The sequence below is a fragment of the Aquimarina sp. AD1 genome (assembly GCF_003443695.1).
Lineage (GTDB): Bacteria > Bacteroidota > Bacteroidia > Flavobacteriales > Flavobacteriaceae > Aquimarina > Aquimarina latercula.
In genome coordinates, this window is record NZ_CP031966.1 from 3,010,771 (window position 1) to 3,029,432 (window position 18,662).

At 33.6% G+C, this 18,662-nt stretch carries 19 protein-coding genes; 2 read left to right on the forward strand and 17 right to left on the reverse strand.

Annotation, left to right across the window (positions count from 1 at the left end; translation table 11 throughout):
* Positions 1-3: 3 nt before the first annotated feature.
* The 12 genes from D1815_RS13230 to D1815_RS13285 form a co-directional block, all read right to left on the reverse strand.
* A complete protein-coding gene (locus tag D1815_RS13230) occupies positions 4-1,215 on the reverse strand; it encodes an acetyl-CoA C-acyltransferase (RefSeq protein WP_118387503.1) in 1,212 nt (403 codons plus the stop codon).
* Positions 1,216-1,257: 42 nt separating this feature from the next.
* Positions 1,258-1,806 (reverse strand): hypothetical protein, encoded by a 549-nt coding sequence (locus D1815_RS13235; RefSeq protein ID WP_118387506.1) that lies wholly within the window; start codon positions 1,804-1,806, stop codon positions 1,258-1,260.
* A gap of 23 nt (positions 1,807-1,829) precedes the next feature.
* Entirely contained in the window at positions 1,830-2,237 is a 408-nt protein-coding gene (locus D1815_RS13240) for a PaaI family thioesterase (protein ID WP_027395277.1), read from the reverse strand.
* Positions 2,238-2,257: 20 nt separating this feature from the next.
* Positions 2,258-3,460: a 3-hydroxyacyl-CoA dehydrogenase NAD-binding domain-containing protein gene (locus D1815_RS13245; RefSeq protein ID WP_118387508.1), complete on the reverse strand. Its 1,203-nt coding sequence runs from the start codon at positions 3,458-3,460 to the stop codon at positions 2,258-2,260.
* 3 nt (positions 3,461-3,463) lie between these two features.
* Positions 3,464-4,243, reverse strand: coding sequence for an enoyl-CoA hydratase-related protein (locus tag D1815_RS13250; RefSeq protein WP_118387510.1), 780 nt, complete (start codon positions 4,241-4,243; stop codon positions 3,464-3,466).
* Positions 4,244-4,288: 45 nt separating this feature from the next.
* Entirely contained in the window at positions 4,289-4,657 is a 369-nt protein-coding gene (locus tag D1815_RS13255) for a VOC family protein (protein WP_108805485.1), read from the reverse strand.
* 1 nt (position 4,658) lies between these two features.
* Positions 4,659-5,162 (reverse strand): 1,2-phenylacetyl-CoA epoxidase subunit PaaD, encoded by a 504-nt coding sequence (paaD, locus tag D1815_RS13260; protein ID WP_108805179.1) that lies wholly within the window; start codon positions 5,160-5,162, stop codon positions 4,659-4,661.
* A gap of 69 nt (positions 5,163-5,231) precedes the next feature.
* Positions 5,232-5,987 (reverse strand): 1,2-phenylacetyl-CoA epoxidase subunit PaaC, encoded by a 756-nt coding sequence (paaC, locus tag D1815_RS13265; protein ID WP_118389981.1) that lies wholly within the window; start codon positions 5,985-5,987, stop codon positions 5,232-5,234.
* Between the two features lie 63 nt (positions 5,988-6,050).
* Positions 6,051-6,335, reverse strand: coding sequence for a 1,2-phenylacetyl-CoA epoxidase subunit PaaB (gene paaB, locus D1815_RS13270; protein WP_027395271.1), 285 nt, complete (start codon positions 6,333-6,335; stop codon positions 6,051-6,053).
* Between the two features lie 64 nt (positions 6,336-6,399).
* Positions 6,400-7,356, reverse strand: coding sequence for a 1,2-phenylacetyl-CoA epoxidase subunit PaaA (gene paaA / locus D1815_RS13275; protein WP_027395270.1), 957 nt, complete (start codon positions 7,354-7,356; stop codon positions 6,400-6,402).
* A 66-nt stretch (positions 7,357-7,422) separates the two neighbouring features.
* Complete coding sequence (gene paaE, locus D1815_RS13280) at positions 7,423-8,496, reverse strand: 1,2-phenylacetyl-CoA epoxidase subunit PaaE (RefSeq protein WP_118387512.1); 1,074 nt, start codon at positions 8,494-8,496, stop codon at positions 7,423-7,425.
* Positions 8,497-8,574: 78 nt separating this feature from the next.
* Positions 8,575-9,144 carry a TetR/AcrR family transcriptional regulator gene (locus D1815_RS13285; protein ID WP_027395268.1) on the reverse strand — a complete coding sequence of 190 codons (570 nt, stop codon included), beginning with the start codon at positions 9,142-9,144 and terminating at the stop codon, positions 8,575-8,577.
* A 144-nt stretch (positions 9,145-9,288) separates the two neighbouring features.
* Here D1815_RS13285 and D1815_RS13290 point away from each other — a divergent pair, with 144 nt between their 5' ends.
* Complete coding sequence (locus D1815_RS13290; RefSeq protein ID WP_118387514.1) at positions 9,289-9,717, forward strand: META domain-containing protein; 429 nt, start codon at positions 9,289-9,291, stop codon at positions 9,715-9,717.
* A gap of 5 nt (positions 9,718-9,722) precedes the next feature.
* On the opposite strand, the gene D1815_RS13295 is transcribed toward D1815_RS13290, so the two are convergent.
* A complete protein-coding gene (locus D1815_RS13295; protein ID WP_118387517.1) occupies positions 9,723-11,387 on the reverse strand; it encodes a T9SS type A sorting domain-containing protein in 1,665 nt (554 codons plus the stop codon).
* 207 nt (positions 11,388-11,594) lie between these two features.
* Between D1815_RS13295 and D1815_RS13300 the strand changes: the two genes are divergently transcribed.
* Positions 11,595-13,355, forward strand: a complete 1,761-nt coding sequence (locus D1815_RS13300) for an aromatic amino acid hydroxylase (RefSeq protein WP_027395266.1) — start codon at positions 11,595-11,597, stop codon at positions 13,353-13,355.
* 157 nt (positions 13,356-13,512) lie between these two features.
* On the opposite strand, the gene D1815_RS13305 is transcribed toward D1815_RS13300, so the two are convergent.
* The 4 genes from D1815_RS13305 to D1815_RS23690 all read right to left on the reverse strand — a co-directional run bounded on the left by D1815_RS13305 (position 13,513) and on the right by D1815_RS23690 (position 18,462).
* A complete protein-coding gene (locus D1815_RS13305; RefSeq protein WP_027395265.1) occupies positions 13,513-13,923 on the reverse strand; it encodes a phage holin family protein in 411 nt (136 codons plus the stop codon).
* On the reverse strand, positions 13,916-14,344 hold the full coding sequence (locus D1815_RS13310; RefSeq protein WP_027395264.1) for a TIGR02594 family protein: 429 nt from the start codon (positions 14,342-14,344) through the stop codon (positions 13,916-13,918). The genes D1815_RS13305 and D1815_RS13310 overlap by 8 nt, the downstream gene beginning before the upstream one ends.
* Before the next feature lie 424 nt (positions 14,345-14,768).
* The gene (locus D1815_RS13320; RefSeq protein ID WP_158594502.1) at positions 14,769-18,002 is read right to left on the reverse strand and encodes a M14 family zinc carboxypeptidase; all 3,234 of its coding nucleotides are present in this window, start codon (positions 18,000-18,002) and stop codon (positions 14,769-14,771) included.
* Positions 18,003-18,306: 304 nt separating this feature from the next.
* Positions 18,307-18,462 (reverse strand): hypothetical protein, encoded by a 156-nt coding sequence (locus tag D1815_RS23690; protein WP_155839766.1) that lies wholly within the window; start codon positions 18,460-18,462, stop codon positions 18,307-18,309.
* Positions 18,463-18,662 lie beyond the last annotated feature (200 nt).

Sequence of the window (18,662 nt, forward strand, 5' to 3'; positions counted from 1 at the left end):
AAATTATAGATTCGTGTTTTCTATTACACAAGCATATCCTTGTCCTACACCTACACACATAGTGATTAGTGCATATCGTTTATTTTGCTCTTGTAACTCTAAAGCAGCTGAATATGTGATTCTAGTTCCTGTAACTCCAAGTGGATGTCCAATTGCTATAGAGCCTCCATTAGGGTTGATTCTAGGATCATCATCTTTTAATCCCCATTCTCTTATACAAGCCAATGCTTGAGAAGCAAAAGCTTCATTTAATTCTATGATATCAATATCATCCATAGTAATACCTGCTTTTTCTAATGCCCTATTAGATGCCTGAACCGGACCAATTCCCATAATTCTGGGCTCTACTCCAACCACTGCAGAACTAACAATTCGTGCAATGGGTGTAAGGTTGTATTTTTTGACTGCATCTGAAGAAGCAATAATTGTAGCAGCTGCTCCATCATTTAGTCCTGAAGAATTTCCTGCAGTTACACTTCCATCTTTCTTAAAAGCAGGACGTAACTTTGCTAAAACTTCTTTGCTTGTAGCAGGTTTTACAAACTCATCATTAACAAACTTAATAGGATCTTTTTTTCGTTGCGGTATCTCTACAGTAGTAATTTCTTTTGCTAATCTCCCAGATTCTTGCGCTTTGGTAGCTTTCATTTGACTCCAGTATGCAAAAGCATCCTGATCCTCTCTAGAGATATTATACTTCTCTACCAAATTCTCAGCTGTATTTCCCATTCCATCCGTACCATATAACTCATGCATCTTTTGGTTTACAAACCTCCATCCAAAACTTGAATCATACATTTTGGAATCATTACCAAATGCCGAAGATGGTTTTGCAATTACGTATGGACCACGTGTCATATTCTCAACTCCTCCAGAAATAAAGATATCTCCATCATCAGCTTTTATAGCTCTGTTTGCATGTATTATTGCCGAAAGTCCAGAACTACAAAGACGATTTACTGTTTCTCCTGGAACTGTAAAAGGAAGTCCAGCTAATAAAGAACACATTCTAGCTACATTTCTATTATCTTCTCCTGCTTGATTAGCACATCCCATAATCACATCATCATAATCTTCCTTAGGAATATTTGGATTCTTTTTTACTAATTCTTTAATAACTAAAGCTCCTAAATCATCTGTTCTTACCGCAGATAATGTTCCTTTATAATTTCCAATAGGAGTTCTAACTCCATCTATTATATATGCTTCTTTCATTTTGATATGTGCGTATCTGGTTATAGTACTTTAATCACTATTTTATTCTTTCAATTTTGCCGTTACCACTGATTTTTCAATTAGTGGTAAGTATTTAGATTCTTCCTTTTCCATAAAATAGGAAGATATCATTATTGTTTTTTCTCCTGCAGGCATTGCATACATCATCATAATCATTTTATCACCTGTCTCGTCTAAAGTCATTGACTTCTGAACAAGTACTTTTTTACCTTCCAACTCAACTTCTTTAATTCCTAATGAAGTAACTCCATTTTGTTCTTCTGGTTCTTGCATCATCTTTACTTTAAAGGCATCATAAGATTGAGGAGCTACCATTTTCATAATTCCCGCAGACATATCCTCGTTCGCACGATTAGTTCCATTGTCAATAACAAAAACAGTTTCATCCACTTCCATTACTATTTGATCATTAAAAAGATCTCCCATAGCATTTTGAACATCCTCGGATACTTTTTCTTTTGTTTCGGTAACAATTGGTTCTGTGCCTTCTAAAGTTTCTTTTTTTGATTTCGTCTCTTTTCCACAAGAAAAAATTGACAAACATAAAATGGATACTAAAAATATTCTCATTGGTTTGTGTATTAGTTGATTAATTATTGCCAATCTTTATTGGTTCTGTATACTACTCCTTTGAATAGTGCTACTATTTGATCACCTCTTTTAACCTCAACAATATTAAACCCTATTTTAGTCTTTGCTATATCGGTAACTGCCTCGGCAGTAAGATAATCTCCTTCTTCTAAAGCTTCAATATGGTTGATCGATGTTTCTATAGAAACTGCATACTTACCATGGGTATTTGCAGAAAAACCAAATGCTGTATCTGCCAAACTATATGATATCCCTCCATGAGCTTTACCCATACTATTAAGCATCTCTTTTCGTACCGTCATTCCCACTTTACATCTTCCTACTTCTACTTGTATAACTTCTATCCCTAACCATTGACTAAAAGGGTCTTGGTCTAGCATTTTTTGAGGTATTTTTTGAGAGTCAATCATAATCTTAGATCTTTTTCTAATTAATTAATTGGAAAAAATGTTCTATTCTCTCTATCCATTCTTCTTAATAATGGGCTACATCGATACCTATCTTCTCGGTATTCATCATATAATTTATCAAGTTTATTTACGCACCAGTCAATTCCTTTTTTATCGGCCCAAGCAAGTAAACCCTTAGGGTAGTTAACACCTTTAGTCATTGCATTATCAATATCTTCTGGAGAAGCGATATTCCAAAATAGTGCATCTGCAGCTTCATTAATCAACATCACTAATACACGATTAAATATATACTGTGAGAGTTCTTCTTTGGATAACTTTTCAGCTCCGTTGGGAGTAACTGAACTACCAATATTCGGAGATGTTATTTTTCCTTGTTCATCATAATTATAGTATCCTTTACCAGATTTTCTTCCAAGGTATCCTGCTTCTGACAGTCTTTTTTGAGTAAAGGATGGTTTGTATCTAGGGTCGTAGTAAAATGCTTTGAATACGGTTTCAGTTACCGTATAATTAACATCATTCCCTATAAAATCCATCAATTCAAAAGGTCCCATTCTAAAACCTCCCAATTCCTTTAAGCTACTATCTATGGTTGCTAGGTCTGCCAGTCCTTCTTCATAAATACGAAGTGATTCTCCATAAAAAGGTCTCGCTACACGATTCACAATAAAACCAGGAGTATCCTTAGCAATGGCTACTACTTTTTTCCAATCCCTAATAGTATCAGTCACTTCATTTATTACGGCATCCGACGTTTGTACAGCCGGTATCACCTCTACTAATTTCATTAAGGGAGCAGGATTAAAGAAATGAATTCCGATACAACGTTCAGGTCTTTTTAACGAAGAAGCTATAGAAGCTATAGATAATGAAGATGTATTTGATGCTATAATAGTATCATCAGAAACATAGGTTTCTAATTCAGAAAACACACGTTGCTTAATTGATAAATCTTCGATGATAGCCTCTATAGTTAGATTGGCATCACTCAACTCTTTTAGCTCGTTTACATATGTAATATTTGTTTGAATCCGATCCTTTTCTTCTTTATCAATCCTTCCTTTTTCAATTAAACGAGAAAGAATTTTTTCCAAAGCTTTTTGACTTTTATCAAGTGCTTCTTGTTTTGTATCAAACACTTTTACTTTGCATCCGGCTGTTGCGGCAACTTGCGCTATCCCACTACCCATTGTTCCGGATCCTATAACTCCTACCACCATATCTTAATTTCCTTTAAAAACAGGTTTTCTTTTTTCTATAAAAGCATTTACTCCTTCTGCATAATCATTAGTTTCAGCTGCTTCTATCTGTAGATCAGACTCCATCGCTAATTGCTGATCTAATGTATTTACCATCGATTGATTTAATAATCTTTTGGTAAGCCCTAAAGCCTTAGTTGGCATTTGCGCAACTTTACTTGCTAGTTTAAGAACTTGATCTTCAAAAGTGTCAACTGGAAATACCTTATATAACATTCCTAAATCTTCGGCTTGCTCTGCACTCACTTTATCACCCAACATCATTAGGGCTGAAGCTTTCTGAAAACCAATCAACCTTGGTAAGAAAAAAGTCCCTGCACTATCAGGAATTAAACCAATTTTACTGAAAGCCTGAATAAAACTTGCTACTTCTGATGCTACAACAATATCGCAAGCCAAAGCAATATTTGCTCCTGCTCCAGCAGCAACTCCATTAACGGCTGCAATAATTGGTTTTTCTATATTTCGTATTCTCTGTACTATTGGATTATAATGTTCTTCCAATATTTTTCTGAATCCTGGGTTTAGTTCTGGAGAGGTAACTTCATTTAAATCCTGACCTGCACAAAACGCTTTACCATTACCAATTAACAGTATCGCTCTGACCTCATCGTTAGCCTCACAAGTATCTAAAGTATCCTGAAGTCTTAATGCCATTTCTCTATTGAAACTATTAAAAGTTTCAGGACGGTTTAAAGTTATCTTAGCTATATTATTTTCTATTTTTAATTCTATTGAGTTCACACTTTATGTTTTTATTACCTTAAATACTACAACGTCTCTAAGGAATTATTTTTCTATTAATTTAAACTGCGGATTGTATATAATTCCGATAACATTACTCCAAGGATCTTTTACCGAAGCAACCATTAATTCTCCTCCAACATTAGTTGGTTTTTCGTGTTCTATAGCTCCTAACTTTAGAAGTTTCTCATAGGTTTTATGAATATCATTCACTCCCCAATAAGAAAGCACATTATCGGTTTTGTTTTCTACTACATCCTCTTCTGGTAACAACCCTAATTCATATCCTCCAATATTGAAACCTACGTAGAAGGGTTCATCAAAATATTGTTTTGTATCAAAAGCATTAGCATACCATTGTTTAGCTTTTTCTAAATCAGTTACTTTATATATAGTTGTTCTTAATCCTAGCATATTATTTAAGACATTTGAAATAATCAAAAGGTTCTAAACAATCATCACATTGAAACAAAGCTTTACAAGCGGTAGATCCAAACTGACTTACCATTTTTGTATTTGTTGATCCGCATTGAGGACATTTTACTATTCGCTTATTCCCTAATAAAACTTCTTTATCAGCTTCTTCTTCTAAAGGAGCAGCAATCCCATAATCCTCAAGGGCTTTTCGTCCTCTAGGTGTTATCCAATCTGTAGTCCAAGCAGGAGAGAGTACTAATGACACCTTAGCATCCATCCGTTCTTTTTGAAAAGCACTTACAATATCATCTCCTATAACATCCATTGCTGGGCACCCACTATATGTGGGAGTAATATTAACATACACAGTATCATCAACGATTTTGGCAGATCTTACCACTCCCATATCCATAATAGATAATACGGGAATCTCTGGATCACTAACTTTCTGTAGAATCTCGTATAATTTTGGATCAATATGTTGTTCTAATGTGATTGTCATATTACTTTTAATATTACTCTTGAAAAACAACCCTTTTGATAAATCGTTTGAATGATGTCTAATATATCATCACCACTTCATATTTGGGTAAGTTCTCTGCATATACTGAAGATCTGAAAGAAGATATCCCATATGTTCACTATGAATTCCTTCTTTGCCTCCTTTTCTAAACCATTTTAGTTCAGGAATCACTAGAGTTGCTTCTTCTAAAATTTCGTTTATAACCTGGTAGTATTTTTCTTTTAAAAGACTAACATCCACTCCAACTTCATTTTCAAGCATCTTTTTATCATCTTCTGTCATATGAAATAATTCATCAGTAAACTTCCAAAGATCATTCACCGCCTCTTGAACCTTATTTCTACTAATCTCTGTTCCATCCCCCAATCTTTTGATCCAGTCCGACGAAAAACGTTGATGATAACTAACTTCTTTTATCGATTTTTTAGCTATTGCAGAAAGTGTTTCATCTTTACTTTTTTGTAACTCTTGTAGTAGTAACAAATGAAAAACATCGTAAAAAAACTGACGAGTGATAACATATCCAAAATTAATATTTGGTTGCTCTACTAGTAGTACATTTTTATATTGTCTTTCTGTTCTCAAAAAAGCAATATCGTCTTCTGTTACCTTATCTCCAGAAAGTTGTGCAGCGTATTGATAATAACTACGTGTTTGTCCTAATAAATCTAATGCTATATTAGTACATGCAATATCTGTCTCTAAATTTGGCCCATGCCCACATAATTCAGAAAGTCGTTGTCCTAAGATTAGAGCATTATCCGAAATTCCGTAGATATATTGTATTAAATTTTCTTTTTCCATTTTAAAAAATCGCATTAATTAAGCAAATTGCCATTTTACAGATATACTATTGCCTTTTATGCATTACATATGCTTTACCTCATCCGGCAATGTATAAAATGTAGGATGCCTATATACTTTATCCTGAGCAGGCTCGAACAACTCTCCATTATTCTCTGGATTAGAAGCAGTTATATGTTTAGATTCTACAACCCATATACTAACTCCTTCGCTTCTACGAGTATATACATCTCTAGCATTTTCTAATGCCATTTCCTCATCAGCAGCATGTAAACTCCCGAAATGTCGGTGTTCTAATCCATTTTTACTTCTTACAAAGACTTCCCAAAGTGGCCAATTTTTTTTCATAATCATTAAGCCCTTATTCTCATTAATTCTCAAAAAAGAAAGAAGTGAGTTAATAAGGTATTTATTAAATTGCTTTCTTTATTTTATTATTCTGTTGTTTTTCTGCATAAGCCATAGCAGCATCACGTACCCATTCTCCTTCTTCCCAAGCATTGACTCTAGCTGACAACCTTTCTTTATTACAAGGTCCGTGACCTTTAACTACCTGCCAAAACTCATCCCAATCAATTTCTCCAAAATCATAATGCTTAGTTTTCTCATTCCATTTTAAATCTGGATCCGGTACCGTTAAACCAATAAGGTCTGCCTGAGGAACAGTTTGATCTATAAATTGCTGACGTAGTTCATCATTTGTTTTTCTTTTTAACTTCCATTTCATGGATTGTTCTGTATGCACAGATTCTGCATCGGTAGGACCAAGCATCATAAGAGATGGCCACCACCATCTATTTAAAGCATCCTGAGCTAATTCTTTTTGCTCTGGTGTTCCTTTAGCCAATGTCATCATAATTTCATATCCTTGACGTTGATGGAAACTTTCTTCTTTACAAACACGAATCATGGCTCTTGCATAAGGACCATATGAAGTACTACAAAGAGGTACTTGATTAATTATTGCTGCACCATCAACCAACCATCCTATTGCACCTATATCTGCCCAAGTTAATGTAGGATAATTGAAAATACTAGAATATTTAGCTTTTCCAGAGTGTAATTGCTCGTATAATTCCTCTCTAGAAATCCCTAAAGTTTCACAAGCACTATATAAGTATAACCCATGTCCAGCTTCATCCTGTACTTTAGCTAATAATGCTACTTTACGTCTCATAGAAGGAGCTCTAGATATCCAGTTACCTTCTGGTAGCATTCCTACTATTTCCGAATGTGCATGTTGCGATATCTGCCTTATATGAGTCTTTCGATACTTTTCTGGCATCCAATCTTTAGGTTCGATTTTTTCATCTCTGGCAATTCTTTGGTCAAAAAGTTCTTCCAGATTTTTTATTTCTTTTTCACTCATAACATTGGAGTTTTATTATTCTGAAACCAAGTTCAGTTTTCTTATCAGAACTACAAAATATCCTGATTACACATCAAAATCAACTACTACCTTTTCTGTAGTTGGCACTGCTTGACAAGATAACACTAAGCCCTTTGCCACTTCATCTTCTTCGAGTGCATAATTTATTTTCATTGCTACTTCTCCTTCTATCAATTTACATTTACAAGTACTACAAACACCACCTTTACAAGCAAATGGAAGGTCGGCTCCAGCAGCCAATGCTCCATCTAGAATATTATCATATTCATCATCCATTCCGAAATGGAATTCTTTTCCACCATCAATTATTGTAACCTCAGTCCCCTCGAACTTATGTTCTACAGCAATTGCAGCTTGTTTCTTATCTTCTTCTGAAGCGCCTGAAAAAAACAACTCGTAATGAATATGATCCTTAGATAGTCCCGCATCAGCTAATTCATCTCTAACAAGAAAAATCATCTCTTCTGGACCACAAATAAAACACTCATCTACCTCAGGAACATTAATAATCTTATTAGTAAGTTCTTTTAACTTATCCGAGGTAAATCTTCCATTTAACAAAGGAATATCCCTATGCTCTTTTGTTAGAAAATAAAATATCTCAAACCTTCCAAAATAAGTGTTTCTCAATGCTTCTATCTCTTCTTTAAAGATAATAGATTTAACAGTTCGATTCAAGTAAAATAACTTGAATGTACTATCGGGTTCTAAAGCTAAATGAGTTTTTATGATCGAAAGAATTGGAGTAATCCCACTACCTGCAGCGAAAACAATATAATTCTTAGATCTTGTTGTATCTACGTCTGTAAAAAAACTCCCATTGGGAGGCAAGACTTCTAATTCATCTCCAGCTTTTAAAACATTACAAGCATAATTGGAAAAAAGGCCTCCCTCTATTCTTTTAACAGCAACTTTCCACTCATCATCAATAGGACTTGAGCATAAGGAATAGTTACGCCTTACATCTTGCCCATCTAATTCGGTTCTTAAAGTTAAATACTGACCTTGTTTATATGCAAATTCCTCCTTTAAACTTTGAGGAATGTCAAAAGTTATTGAAGTACAGTCCTTAGTTTCTTTAAGAACCTCAGCTATTTTTATGGTATGAAAATCACTCATGAAATATTATACTATAACGTTATAGTATAACAAAACTAACAATTGTTAGTTTGATAAACAATTAATTAACAGTTAATTTTAAACTACACCTTTTAGTAATACTTCAATCATATCTTTTTTTAGTATCCCAGCATCAATATTTTTTTGCTTCGGATACCATAAATAAAGAGTTCTTAACGTAGATAAAGTAGAGAATACTATAATTTCAATATTGTTGGATTTAATCTCTTTTGCATCCACTCCCTTTTTCACTATTCGTCTAAAATTTTCCTCATAATCATTTCGCATTTTTTCAAATGACAAAAGATTATCTTCTTCTAAATGCATCCAATCATTATTAAGTGATGCCAACCCATCAGCATTTCTTAAAGTAACATCGATATGAAGACTTATTATGTTTTCTAACTTCTGAATAGCATTTTGATCAGATTTTACTATAAGGTTCATTCCTGTAGTAAATTCTTCTGCAAGTTCAATAATAATTGTAGATAAAATTTCTTGTTTGGATTGGATATGATTATACAAACTAGCAGCTTTGATCCCCATAGCGGTTGCCAAATCTCTCATTGTAACCGCGCTATATCCTTTTTCTTTAAAAAGAATGGCTGCAGCGTTTACAATTTCTTGTTTTCTACTTTCTTGTTTCATTGGAAATGGGGTTTACTTATTGATAAAAACATTAAACTCTAACAAAAACCTTCTTTAGAGATTAAAGACTAAAAATATAATAAATTTGTTATATTGGAAACATTACTACATCTCTTTGATATTTTACACGAAATATAAATTACTATGAAATATGCAGGTTTATTTTTAATTTCTTTATTATTATTTGGCAACTGTAATACTATAAACGCTGTTAATTCTAATGATACTAAAGCAGTCACACAATCAGAACTCGAAGGTACATATGCCGTAACATCACTTTACGGAAATGATGTCTCTGAATACAAACTAACTTTAATTTTTAACCCTTCTAAAAAGACGCTTTCTGGTTTTTCCGGATGCAACTCTTACTCCTGCAATTACAATATAGAAGAAAACTCGTTAACAACTAGTTTCCCTATTGGCACTAAAATACATTGTGAAGAAACTAGTGCTGTTGAAAAAGATTTTTTTAAGATCTTCTCTGATGAGAAAAACCCAAAACTAGATGGAAATACTCTTCATTTAATTAATCAAAATGATCAAAAAATTATTGTAGCAAAAAAAATCCTCTAATATTATTATCGTACTATCACTTTTTTAGTAAAGCTACCTCCGACCGAAAGATTTTCCATACATACAAAATACATCCCTGAAGACATTGAGGATAAGTCTATTTGCCTATTATCATTGACTTGTCCTTCTAAAACCAATTGACCGAATATATCAAAAACCATATAACTAAATTCACTTTCATCTCCATCAGAAATCATCAATACACCTTCTGTTGGATTAGGAAAAAGAACTATTTCTTCTGAAGTTTCTCCACCACCATCTCCTGGGTCATCCCCTTGCGAAAGTGCATTAAGTGTTGTCCTCCCAGTATTTTCTGGATCAAGCCAATTTGACAATCTAGTATTATTTGTAGTCCCAAAATCCCAAGAAATACTAAATCTTCCATAAAAATCAGGCGCACCATTATCATTAGTTCCAGAACAGGCAGCACCACCTCCAGCAAGCTGTCCCACAATTCTACCCGAAGGATCAAAAATAGCAGACCCAGAAGATCCTCCTTCTGTAACTCCCAAATCCCAATCATCTACTCTCCAAGTATCAACAGGATCTGGTATTCCTCCAATATTTATATTATCAGCGATAGTAGGACTTACATTCTCTCTACATACTTTCATGATATCTCCATCAGGATGATGAATCCCAACAACAAAACTTGGAGTATTACCCGTTCTATCCCAACCTGCCCAATCAATATCCCAGTCTTCATCCAAACCACCTGTAATTTCTACAAGTTGCACATCAGATTCTGGGTTACTAGCTCTAGAAATAGCTCCACTAGTTGTTTGAAAATAATTAGATGGACCATTATCAGTGCTATTGTCGGAAGTTGCACAAACCGCATTGGTACTTATCCAATTAAATCGAAATGCCCAATTGGCATTGGCTGTTCCACAATGATTTGCTGTAAGAAAATAAGGAGCTTTATCATTGCTAGTGTTATTAATTAAGGTTCCAGAACAGAACCCACTAGTTCCTACAAGAGTAATTCCAACAGCTTTTTTGATGATATCTTTTATATTATCAAAATCGGATCCTACAGGACAATTTACATCCTGATTACAATCACCGGATGTATTTAAATCCTTTTGATACGCTTTATAATTACTAACGCTTCTATATCCATGTACAACAGAACCTATATTTAATTTCCCTTCTCCTTTAACTGCGCTAGGCTCATAATACTCAATTATAATACTTTCTCCATCAGCAAGCCACGTACCAATTGTTTCATCAGGATTATTCATCTTATCAGTATAGGCTCCTAAATGAAATGTTTTCTCCTCATTATACAAATACACTTTACCTCCTTTTGGCAGCCTAAAAGAATCAAACACAAAATTCAGTGTATTCGCTCCTTCAGAGACAATATTTATTCTCCATATTCTATCGCCATTAGGCAAATCCGTCCATAATCCAGCATTTGTAATCCCAAGATCTACTTTAAACTCATGACCAAACCTATACACTTTCGACTTGTCCTTATCATTGATTTTATCTTCTTCTTTTAATTTTTGGAAATCAAAATACGGCATTCTAACTGATGGTACTTTAACCTCATTTATTGTTTTAACTAGATTAACATCTAAACTCTTAGGAAGTTCATTAGTTACTTGACCAAAAATGGCAGCATTAAAAAACAATATAAGAACATAAGAAATAAATTTTTTCATAATATTTGTCTAATCCATTAAATTGTTATGATTTTAAGATGTATTACTTTAGACGAGATAAAGATCTCAAAATCACTTGTAATAATAACAACATATCTGCTTAAAACCCTACACTATCTAAACAAAATTAGTTAATTAATTCTAATCTTAGCATTAAAACTAGTACTTTTCGGCTTGTAGAATTTAGCATCAAAATTTGATTTAAAAATGTCATCACAAATAGAATCCAATCCATTACTTGACAGGTTACCCCCACACCTCAAGCAATTTATCAAACCTCAGAATTACGATGAATACACTGCTATTGATCAAGCCGTCTGGAGATATGTGATGCGAAAAAACATAGTTTCATTAAGCAAAGTGGCTCATAAATCTTATTTAAAAGGGTTAGAAAAAACAGGAATTTCTATCGATGAAATTCCAAGTATGTATGGCATGAATAGAATCCTAAAAGAAATTGGCTGGGCAGCAGTTGCTGTAGACGGATTTATTCCTCCCAATGCTTTTATGGAATTTCAAGCATATAACATACTAGTTATAGCATCTGATATAAGACAGCTAGAAAACATAGAATATACTCCTGCTCCAGATATTATCCATGAAGCAGCAGGACATGCTCCCATTATTGCTAATCCAGATTATGCCGAATATTTGCGACGATTTGGAAAAATTGGCTGCAAAGCTATTTCCTCTAAGAGAGACTACGATATGTATGATGCAGTGCGGACATTGTCAATTCTTAAAGAATCACCAGATACTGATCCAGAAGCTATTAAAGACGCTGAAAACAGAGTAAATGAACTACAAAATCAAAAATCAGAGCCTTCGGAAATGGCTTTAATTCGTAATCTACATTGGTGGACAGTGGAATACGGCCTTATTGGCACTGTAGAGGATCCTAAAATTTACGGTGCAGGATTACTTTCATCTATCGGAGAAAGCGAATGGTGCATGACTGATAATGTAGAAAAACTTTCTTACACACCTGATGCTGCGTTCCGTGATTTTGATATTACAAAACCTCAACCCCAATTATTCGTCACTCCAGATTTTGCCTATCTATGTCAAGTTTTAGAAGAATTTGCGGATACCATGGCTTTAAGAAAAGGAGGACATCGAGGACTAGCCAAACTTATTGAATCTCAGAATTTGGGAACTATAGAATTAAGTACTGGTTTACAAATTTCTGGTGTATTTACAAGAATGATCAAGAACGAAGATAATGAAGTAATTTATTTTGAAACTGAAGGTCCTACTGCACTTTCGTTTAGAGAAAAAGAATTAATTGGCCAAGGTATTGACATACACCCTAATGGTTTTAGATCACCTCTTGGTAAACTTAAAGGTATCAATTTAGCTATTGAAAACATGTCACCGAGAGATTTAAAAGCCTATAATTTCTATGATGGAGAATATATAGAATTTGAGTTCGAAAGTGGGATTACAATCGCAGGAATAAATATTACCGGAATGAGAAACATTAAAGGAGAACTTATTTTAATTCAGTTTAAAGAATGTACTATTAAATATCAAAATGAATATTTGTTTAAACCTGAATGGGGGACATTTGATTTAGCTGTAGGAAAAGAGATTCTTTCAGCATTTTCTGGACCTGCTGATGATTACTCATTTGACATGATTACTCATAACCCAGATATGAATACAATAAAACGAACATACTCTACAAAAGAGCAAGAATTACATTCCTTATATCAAGCGGTTAAAAATATACGAAATGGAGAAAATTCTAAATTTTCCCTAGAATCGGTATTTGACATTATAAAAAAAGATCATTCAGAGGATTGGTTATTATCTATTGAGATTTACGAATTAGTTCATGACAGAGAACCTAAATTTGCAACTGAAATATTAAATCATTTAGATCATATTAAAACAAAAAAGACAGAAATAAGACACCTAATAGATAGCGGGATTAAAATTATTAACCAAAAGACTTTAATAGCCTAATTTTAAAGTTTTACTTTTAGTCTAGTAAATAAGATATACTCTGATTATTTCTTGATTTTGACATTACCCAAGCATTCGTTTATCACGATATTATCAAAATAGCGGTTGTTGTAATTTTGATGAAGAAATAATCAGAATATACCAGTTTTTTATTTAATTACTTTTTTCCCTCTTTTGAGATAGCTCGTATTGTATCTGAAAGGTCTCCGGACTTTAATAAACTTACTAAAGCTCTAAAAAGGTCAAGACCATAAATTTTATTAAAATTTTCTAAAATAGATTTTATCTCTGTAATAGCAACAAAACCTGCTATTATCTTAAGAAAGGGAACCTCATTTACAATATACTCTTCTAATAAGAACGATGCTAGAATTACTAAGTTATATATAAAAAACTTAGAGATCGTATTCCCAATTCGTTCGCTACTTATTGGGATTTTATTTTTATAAGCCGCATACGAACCTGTAATAAAGTCTACCAAAATAAGGAAGACCATTGTCATCATTACTCCATTAACTGGTGAAAGAATCGTAAGCAACCAAAATACCATACTTATAATTTTATCCATGTTTCATTAATTTTTTGTAATCTAATACTCGATTTTTAGGATATGCTCTTATACATACTCTATTATCTTGATTTCCTCCCAGAACGTATACAAACCCTCTAGTTTCTTTAATAAAAAAACCTACATGACCTTTTCTACTGCACGGCTTTTCTTTCCACAAAACCACTATATCACCAGCAGTCGGTGTATCTGTAGATTCACCTACATTAAGCCAACTACGAGCATTAAGCTGTCCTGAATAGGAATATCCAGTCTTTTTTGCTACCCAATTAGCAAATGCACTGCACCAAGCAGTGTCATTACGTAATTGGGGACCGTCAAAACCAATTTCATTAAAATAAGAAACGATCTGTGGGTGATCTTTAGAACCATTAATCTCTGTAACGCCATACTGAGATAGCGCCATTTCTAAAATATTCATACGTTAAAAAAATTTGATTACCTCTACAAGAATTACTTTATTCGAAAAAACCTTTATCCATATAACTAAATTTTTCAGACTTTTTCTTGAATTTAAATCATCATCTAGAGCTTGATTAAGAGTACTAAAAAGTTAAAATTCCAAGGCTTAATTATGAACCTGCAGGAACCCAGAATTTTTTTCTTTTTTGCACATAATTACAGTAAACCATTTGCACACTTTTGTCATAGATTTTACAATAAAACCAATACATACAGTGCGTTGAAAAGCATATATAAATATACGAAAACAGTAAAGATTTCTAAAGGTTTTTTATTGGCAAATACTGCAACTACGGGAGTAAAAAAGAAGGCTAAACTTTCGGAGGAAAACCTCTTGATTTAACCTTCTTATAATTTTATATTTTGTTATTTCAAAACTATATTTATTGAACTATAAATCTTTTCATTCTTTTATGATCATTGTTCCCTAATTGTAAAAGATATAATCCACTAGACAAACTACTTACATCAATATTACCATTAATGATTTTAGTATTTATTACTTTCTGTCCGGCATAATTATAAATAGTAACTTTTGACTCTTCATCAGAAACTCCTCTAACAAATAAAACTCCTTTGCTAACGGGGTTAGGGTATAATTGTAATTTTTCATTCGTCCCAAAACTTAAAACATTACTTTCTCGGGAAGCAGTAACTCCTCCAATATTTATAGTATAATCTTCTACTTCTCCATATGTAAAAGTCTCACAAGGTGTAGCTGTTGCATTATACTTTAAAGTTACTCGCATTCTTGTTGCTCCTGACAATGCACTAGAAGGTATCGTAAAATCATATGATTGATTTGCATCACTACGTGTAGATTCGGAAACTATTAACTCCGAACTCTCAAAAGCTCCATTTTTATTATAATCAATCCAAACATTCCAATATTCTGTATATACTGTCCCTGTATAATTAAGACTTAACACAATAGTATTTTGTCCATAAGACACAGCACCAGTTTGGCTTGTGTAATCCGTATATCCGCTCGTTGCAGCAGAAACATTATCTATACCTCCTATACCTACATAATCAATATATTCATCATTTACATTAGTACCTTGACTATTACAATATGTAATTACAACACCAGTTGTGGTAAAAGTCACAGAATCACTTGCAGAAGAACTATTCCCAGCAGCATCTTTTGCTATCACCACAAAAGTATATTCTGAATCTGGGTTTAATCCACCAATAGTAGTATTCGTAGCTGCCGAAGTTCCTATTAAAGTTGCTCCTTGATATACTTCATATTCAGAAACACCTATATCATCTATAGACGCATTCCAAGATAAATCCACAGTAGTACCTGTAATATTAGACGCAATTAGATTGGTCGGTGTTGACGGAGCTTGAGAATCAGGTGTTGTGGAAATAATTTTTAAATCATCAATAGCCATATCACTTCGAAATCCATTTCCCGTAGTTCCCTTAAACCTGAGCTGCATCACCGAACCAGCATATGCAGAAATATCTAATGAGACCTGATTCCATTGATCTCCTTGACTTCCACTCTTACTCCAAATCGATGCATAACTTGATCCATCATTGTTACTAACCAAAACTTCTAAAGATCCCATATTAGTCCCATTCATATGATATCCAAACTCTAACGTTGCACCCGTTAATACCGAAAGGTCGACACAAGGACTATCAAATAATGCTATTTTCCCAGGATATCCAGTACCATTTCCTGAAGCTTCTATAAACATATAAAATGAGCCTTCTTGAGCAGAAGATGGTCCTGTTCCACTAGAAGGTGTTCCATTACTATCACGAGTCCAATTAATATCATCATCAGTATTATTCGTCCATAGTCCAATATTCGACTCAAAACCTTCTGCATATGGAAATATAGTAATCCCAGTGCAAGCAGGTGTAGTAGTTGTAGTAAAGGATACAGAATCACTATAGGGAGAAACAATTGTTGCTGTACATATACTACGAACCTGAGCTTCGTAATCAGTATCGACCATTAAACCTGAAATACTAGTCGTATTAGTATTTACTGAAACTACCGTCCAATTAACAGTGCCTATCTCCCTATACCGAAGATCAAAACTAGCTCCGGCACTACCTGACCAATTTAAATCAGCACTAGTCGATTGCACAGAAGAAACTGTTAATCCTGTTGGAGCAGTTGCTCCTAATGGGGTAAGTTGAACATCTTGTATTACCGATTGACCATCTGCAATTACGATACCTGTTATAGTTTTTGACTCATAACATTCCGCTTCATAAAGAACGGTATACGTTCCTGCTTTAATTGGTCTATAATAATCCCCTTCTGGCAATTCGGTAGGTGTCCATGTTTCATACGCCTCTTTCCCAACAACAGTCACTTTTGCATCTATAGGTTGATTCGTTGCAGCATCAGTAACAATACCACGTATTCCATAATTTACTTGTTTTAAAAAACCAATAAGTGCTTCTTGATTATAATTCCAGAAATTCACTAATTGATTTGCAGGAGGAGTTTTTGCGTTAGAAAGCTCTACAGTTACTTCTCTCCCTTTATGAAAATGTATTTGATAATCCTGTCTTCCTCCTTGTACCTCATACCAATCATATCCATTAGTAACTCCATTATTTAAGGCATCAAAATATCCACTTGGACTATTCTGCTGACAGAAATCTCTATATTCTTCGGAAACATGAACAAAATAATCCTCATCAGGATGCGCTCCAGCATAAGTATCCCAAGGATAATTAATCAACTCAATACCTCCATGAAAGTTAGCTGACAGTACGAAGTGTGTTGATGCAGCAAAATTCATAAAATGTTGTGTTTCTATTTGATAACTATTTCCGTCAGGATTCGCTCCATCATCTGGATCAGGGTAATTACGATTAAGATCTACATTGTTAGCATTACCACGAGTAGCATTAGCTACCGATGTATTACTAGCACTATTTCTATACGTTCCATCAGGATTCGCTAATGGATTAATCCATACTTCATTATTATCCAAAAGCTGCTTAATTTCTACATGCCTTGGATGAGAGGTATCATTATAAGCAGTTAATAAAAAATCAATAAGATTAAGCATCATTGGATATCCAGCAATCTCATCTCCGTGCATAGAAGACGTATACATAACACGTGGCTCTTGTTCATTTGCACCTACATTATCAGACAATTTCACAAAAAGCAATGCTTTATCCCCTTCTGTGGTGGCGCCAATATTTTGGATTTGACATATCGTTGGGTTATTGGTAGCAAAATCATTCATCATACTCACATAATCAGCATATGTTGGGTAAGCAGTTAAAGGAAATGTTGCAGCTTTAATAGAAAGATCCGATGTCATTGTTCTATACCCGATGATATTATCATCTTCGGTTGTAGTAAAAGGAATCTCCTTATCTAGAAATTCATCAAATTGAGACTTATTAGCCATTAACTTTACAACACCTGTCACCTGATCATAATGGACAATGGATAATCCTTTTGTAAAGGTTTGTAGCTGAGACGGGCTTTCTATCTTAATATCGAATATCACCTCTCCTTTGAGGTTTATATACTCAATTGCCTGTTCTTTTTGAGTTTTCTGCGCAAATAGCGACACACCTAGGATCAGACAGACCCATAAGGCAAGTATTCGTTTGTTCTTCATGGTTTTAAGAGTGTTTGTGTAAGACATACTTTGGTTATAAGCAGTCTTTATAGTTAAATTGGTTTTAATAATTATAAAGATAAGTTAAAAAACATCAAAACAGCGATGCAAAATCAGATCTTTTCCCCTTTGTAATACTCCAGTTTATCAATAGATTAACTAGTAAAAAACATCCTAAATCAGTCCTTATTTTGATTTTCTATAAACCTAAAACGAACCTTCTTACAAAAGCATTATTTATATAATTTTGGAAATAATCTAATCTTAAATCTGCATTATAAGTTCTTAATATCACGACTCATCCTTAGTTTTTTAGAATATTATAAATTGTTTTTTCTGAAATAAAAAGTTGTTCTATCAACTCTTCTACAATAACCTTCATTTGTTTTTCCGAATTGCTTTCGACATAATTCTGAACAAACTGTTTACGCTTTTCTAATAACAGTTTACTTCGCTGCATAAGCCATTTAATTTTAAATTAAACATAAAAACACCACCTTATTCAAACAAAAGTTTGAATAGTTATCCTTCTAAAGTGACTCTAGCACGACGTCTTATGCTATTTTACCCGAAAATGTTGCAATAGAATTAACACAAATGTTTGATTATGAATAATTTTTCCTATTTTAGCAACTAATTACAATACAAATATACAACATT

Coding starts and splice junctions, on each gene's coding strand:
- D1815_RS13230 (WP_118387503.1), bottom strand. CDS start 1,215: ATGAAAGAAGCATATATAATAGATGGAGTTAGAACTCCTATTGGAAAT.
- paaE (WP_118387512.1), bottom strand. CDS start 8,496: ATGAGTGATTTTCATACCATAAAAATAGCTGAGGTTCTTAAAGAAACT.
- paaA (WP_027395270.1), bottom strand. CDS start 7,356: ATGAGTGAAAAAGAAATAAAAAATCTGGAAGAACTTTTTGACCAAAGA.
- D1815_RS13240 (WP_027395277.1), bottom strand. CDS start 2,237: ATGATTGACTCTCAAAAAATACCTCAAAAAATGCTAGACCAAGACCCT.
- D1815_RS23690 (WP_155839766.1), bottom strand. CDS start 18,462: ATGCAGCGAAGTAAACTGTTATTAGAAAAGCGTAAACAGTTTGTTCAG.
- paaC (WP_118389981.1), bottom strand. CDS start 5,987: ATGGAAAAAGAAAATTTAATACAATATATCTACGGAATTTCGGATAAT.
- D1815_RS13295 (WP_118387517.1), bottom strand. CDS start 11,387: ATGAAAAAATTTATTTCTTATGTTCTTATATTGTTTTTTAATGCTGCC.
- D1815_RS13285 (WP_027395268.1), bottom strand. CDS start 9,144: ATGAAACAAGAAAGTAGAAAACAAGAAATTGTAAACGCTGCAGCCATT.
- D1815_RS13245 (WP_118387508.1), bottom strand. CDS start 3,460: ATGGTGGTAGGAGTTATAGGATCCGGAACAATGGGTAGTGGGATAGCG.
- D1815_RS13290 (WP_118387514.1), top strand. CDS start 9,289: ATGAAATATGCAGGTTTATTTTTAATTTCTTTATTATTATTTGGCAAC.
- D1815_RS13255 (WP_108805485.1), bottom strand. CDS start 4,657: ATGCTAGGATTAAGAACAACTATATATAAAGTAACTGATTTAGAAAAA.
- paaB (WP_027395271.1), bottom strand. CDS start 6,335: ATGAAAAAAAATTGGCCACTTTGGGAAGTCTTTGTAAGAAGTAAAAAT.
- D1815_RS13235 (WP_118387506.1), bottom strand. CDS start 1,806: ATGAGAATATTTTTAGTATCCATTTTATGTTTGTCAATTTTTTCTTGT.
- D1815_RS13310 (WP_027395264.1), bottom strand. CDS start 14,344: ATGAATATTTTAGAAATGGCGCTATCTCAGTATGGCGTTACAGAGATT.
- D1815_RS13320 (WP_158594502.1), bottom strand. CDS start 18,002: ATGAAGAACAAACGAATACTTGCCTTATGGGTCTGTCTGATCCTAGGT.
- D1815_RS13300 (WP_027395266.1), top strand. CDS start 11,595: ATGTCATCACAAATAGAATCCAATCCATTACTTGACAGGTTACCCCCA.
- D1815_RS13305 (WP_027395265.1), bottom strand. CDS start 13,923: ATGGATAAAATTATAAGTATGGTATTTTGGTTGCTTACGATTCTTTCA.
- paaD (WP_108805179.1), bottom strand. CDS start 5,162: ATGACAATCACATTAGAACAACATATTGATCCAAAATTATACGAGATT.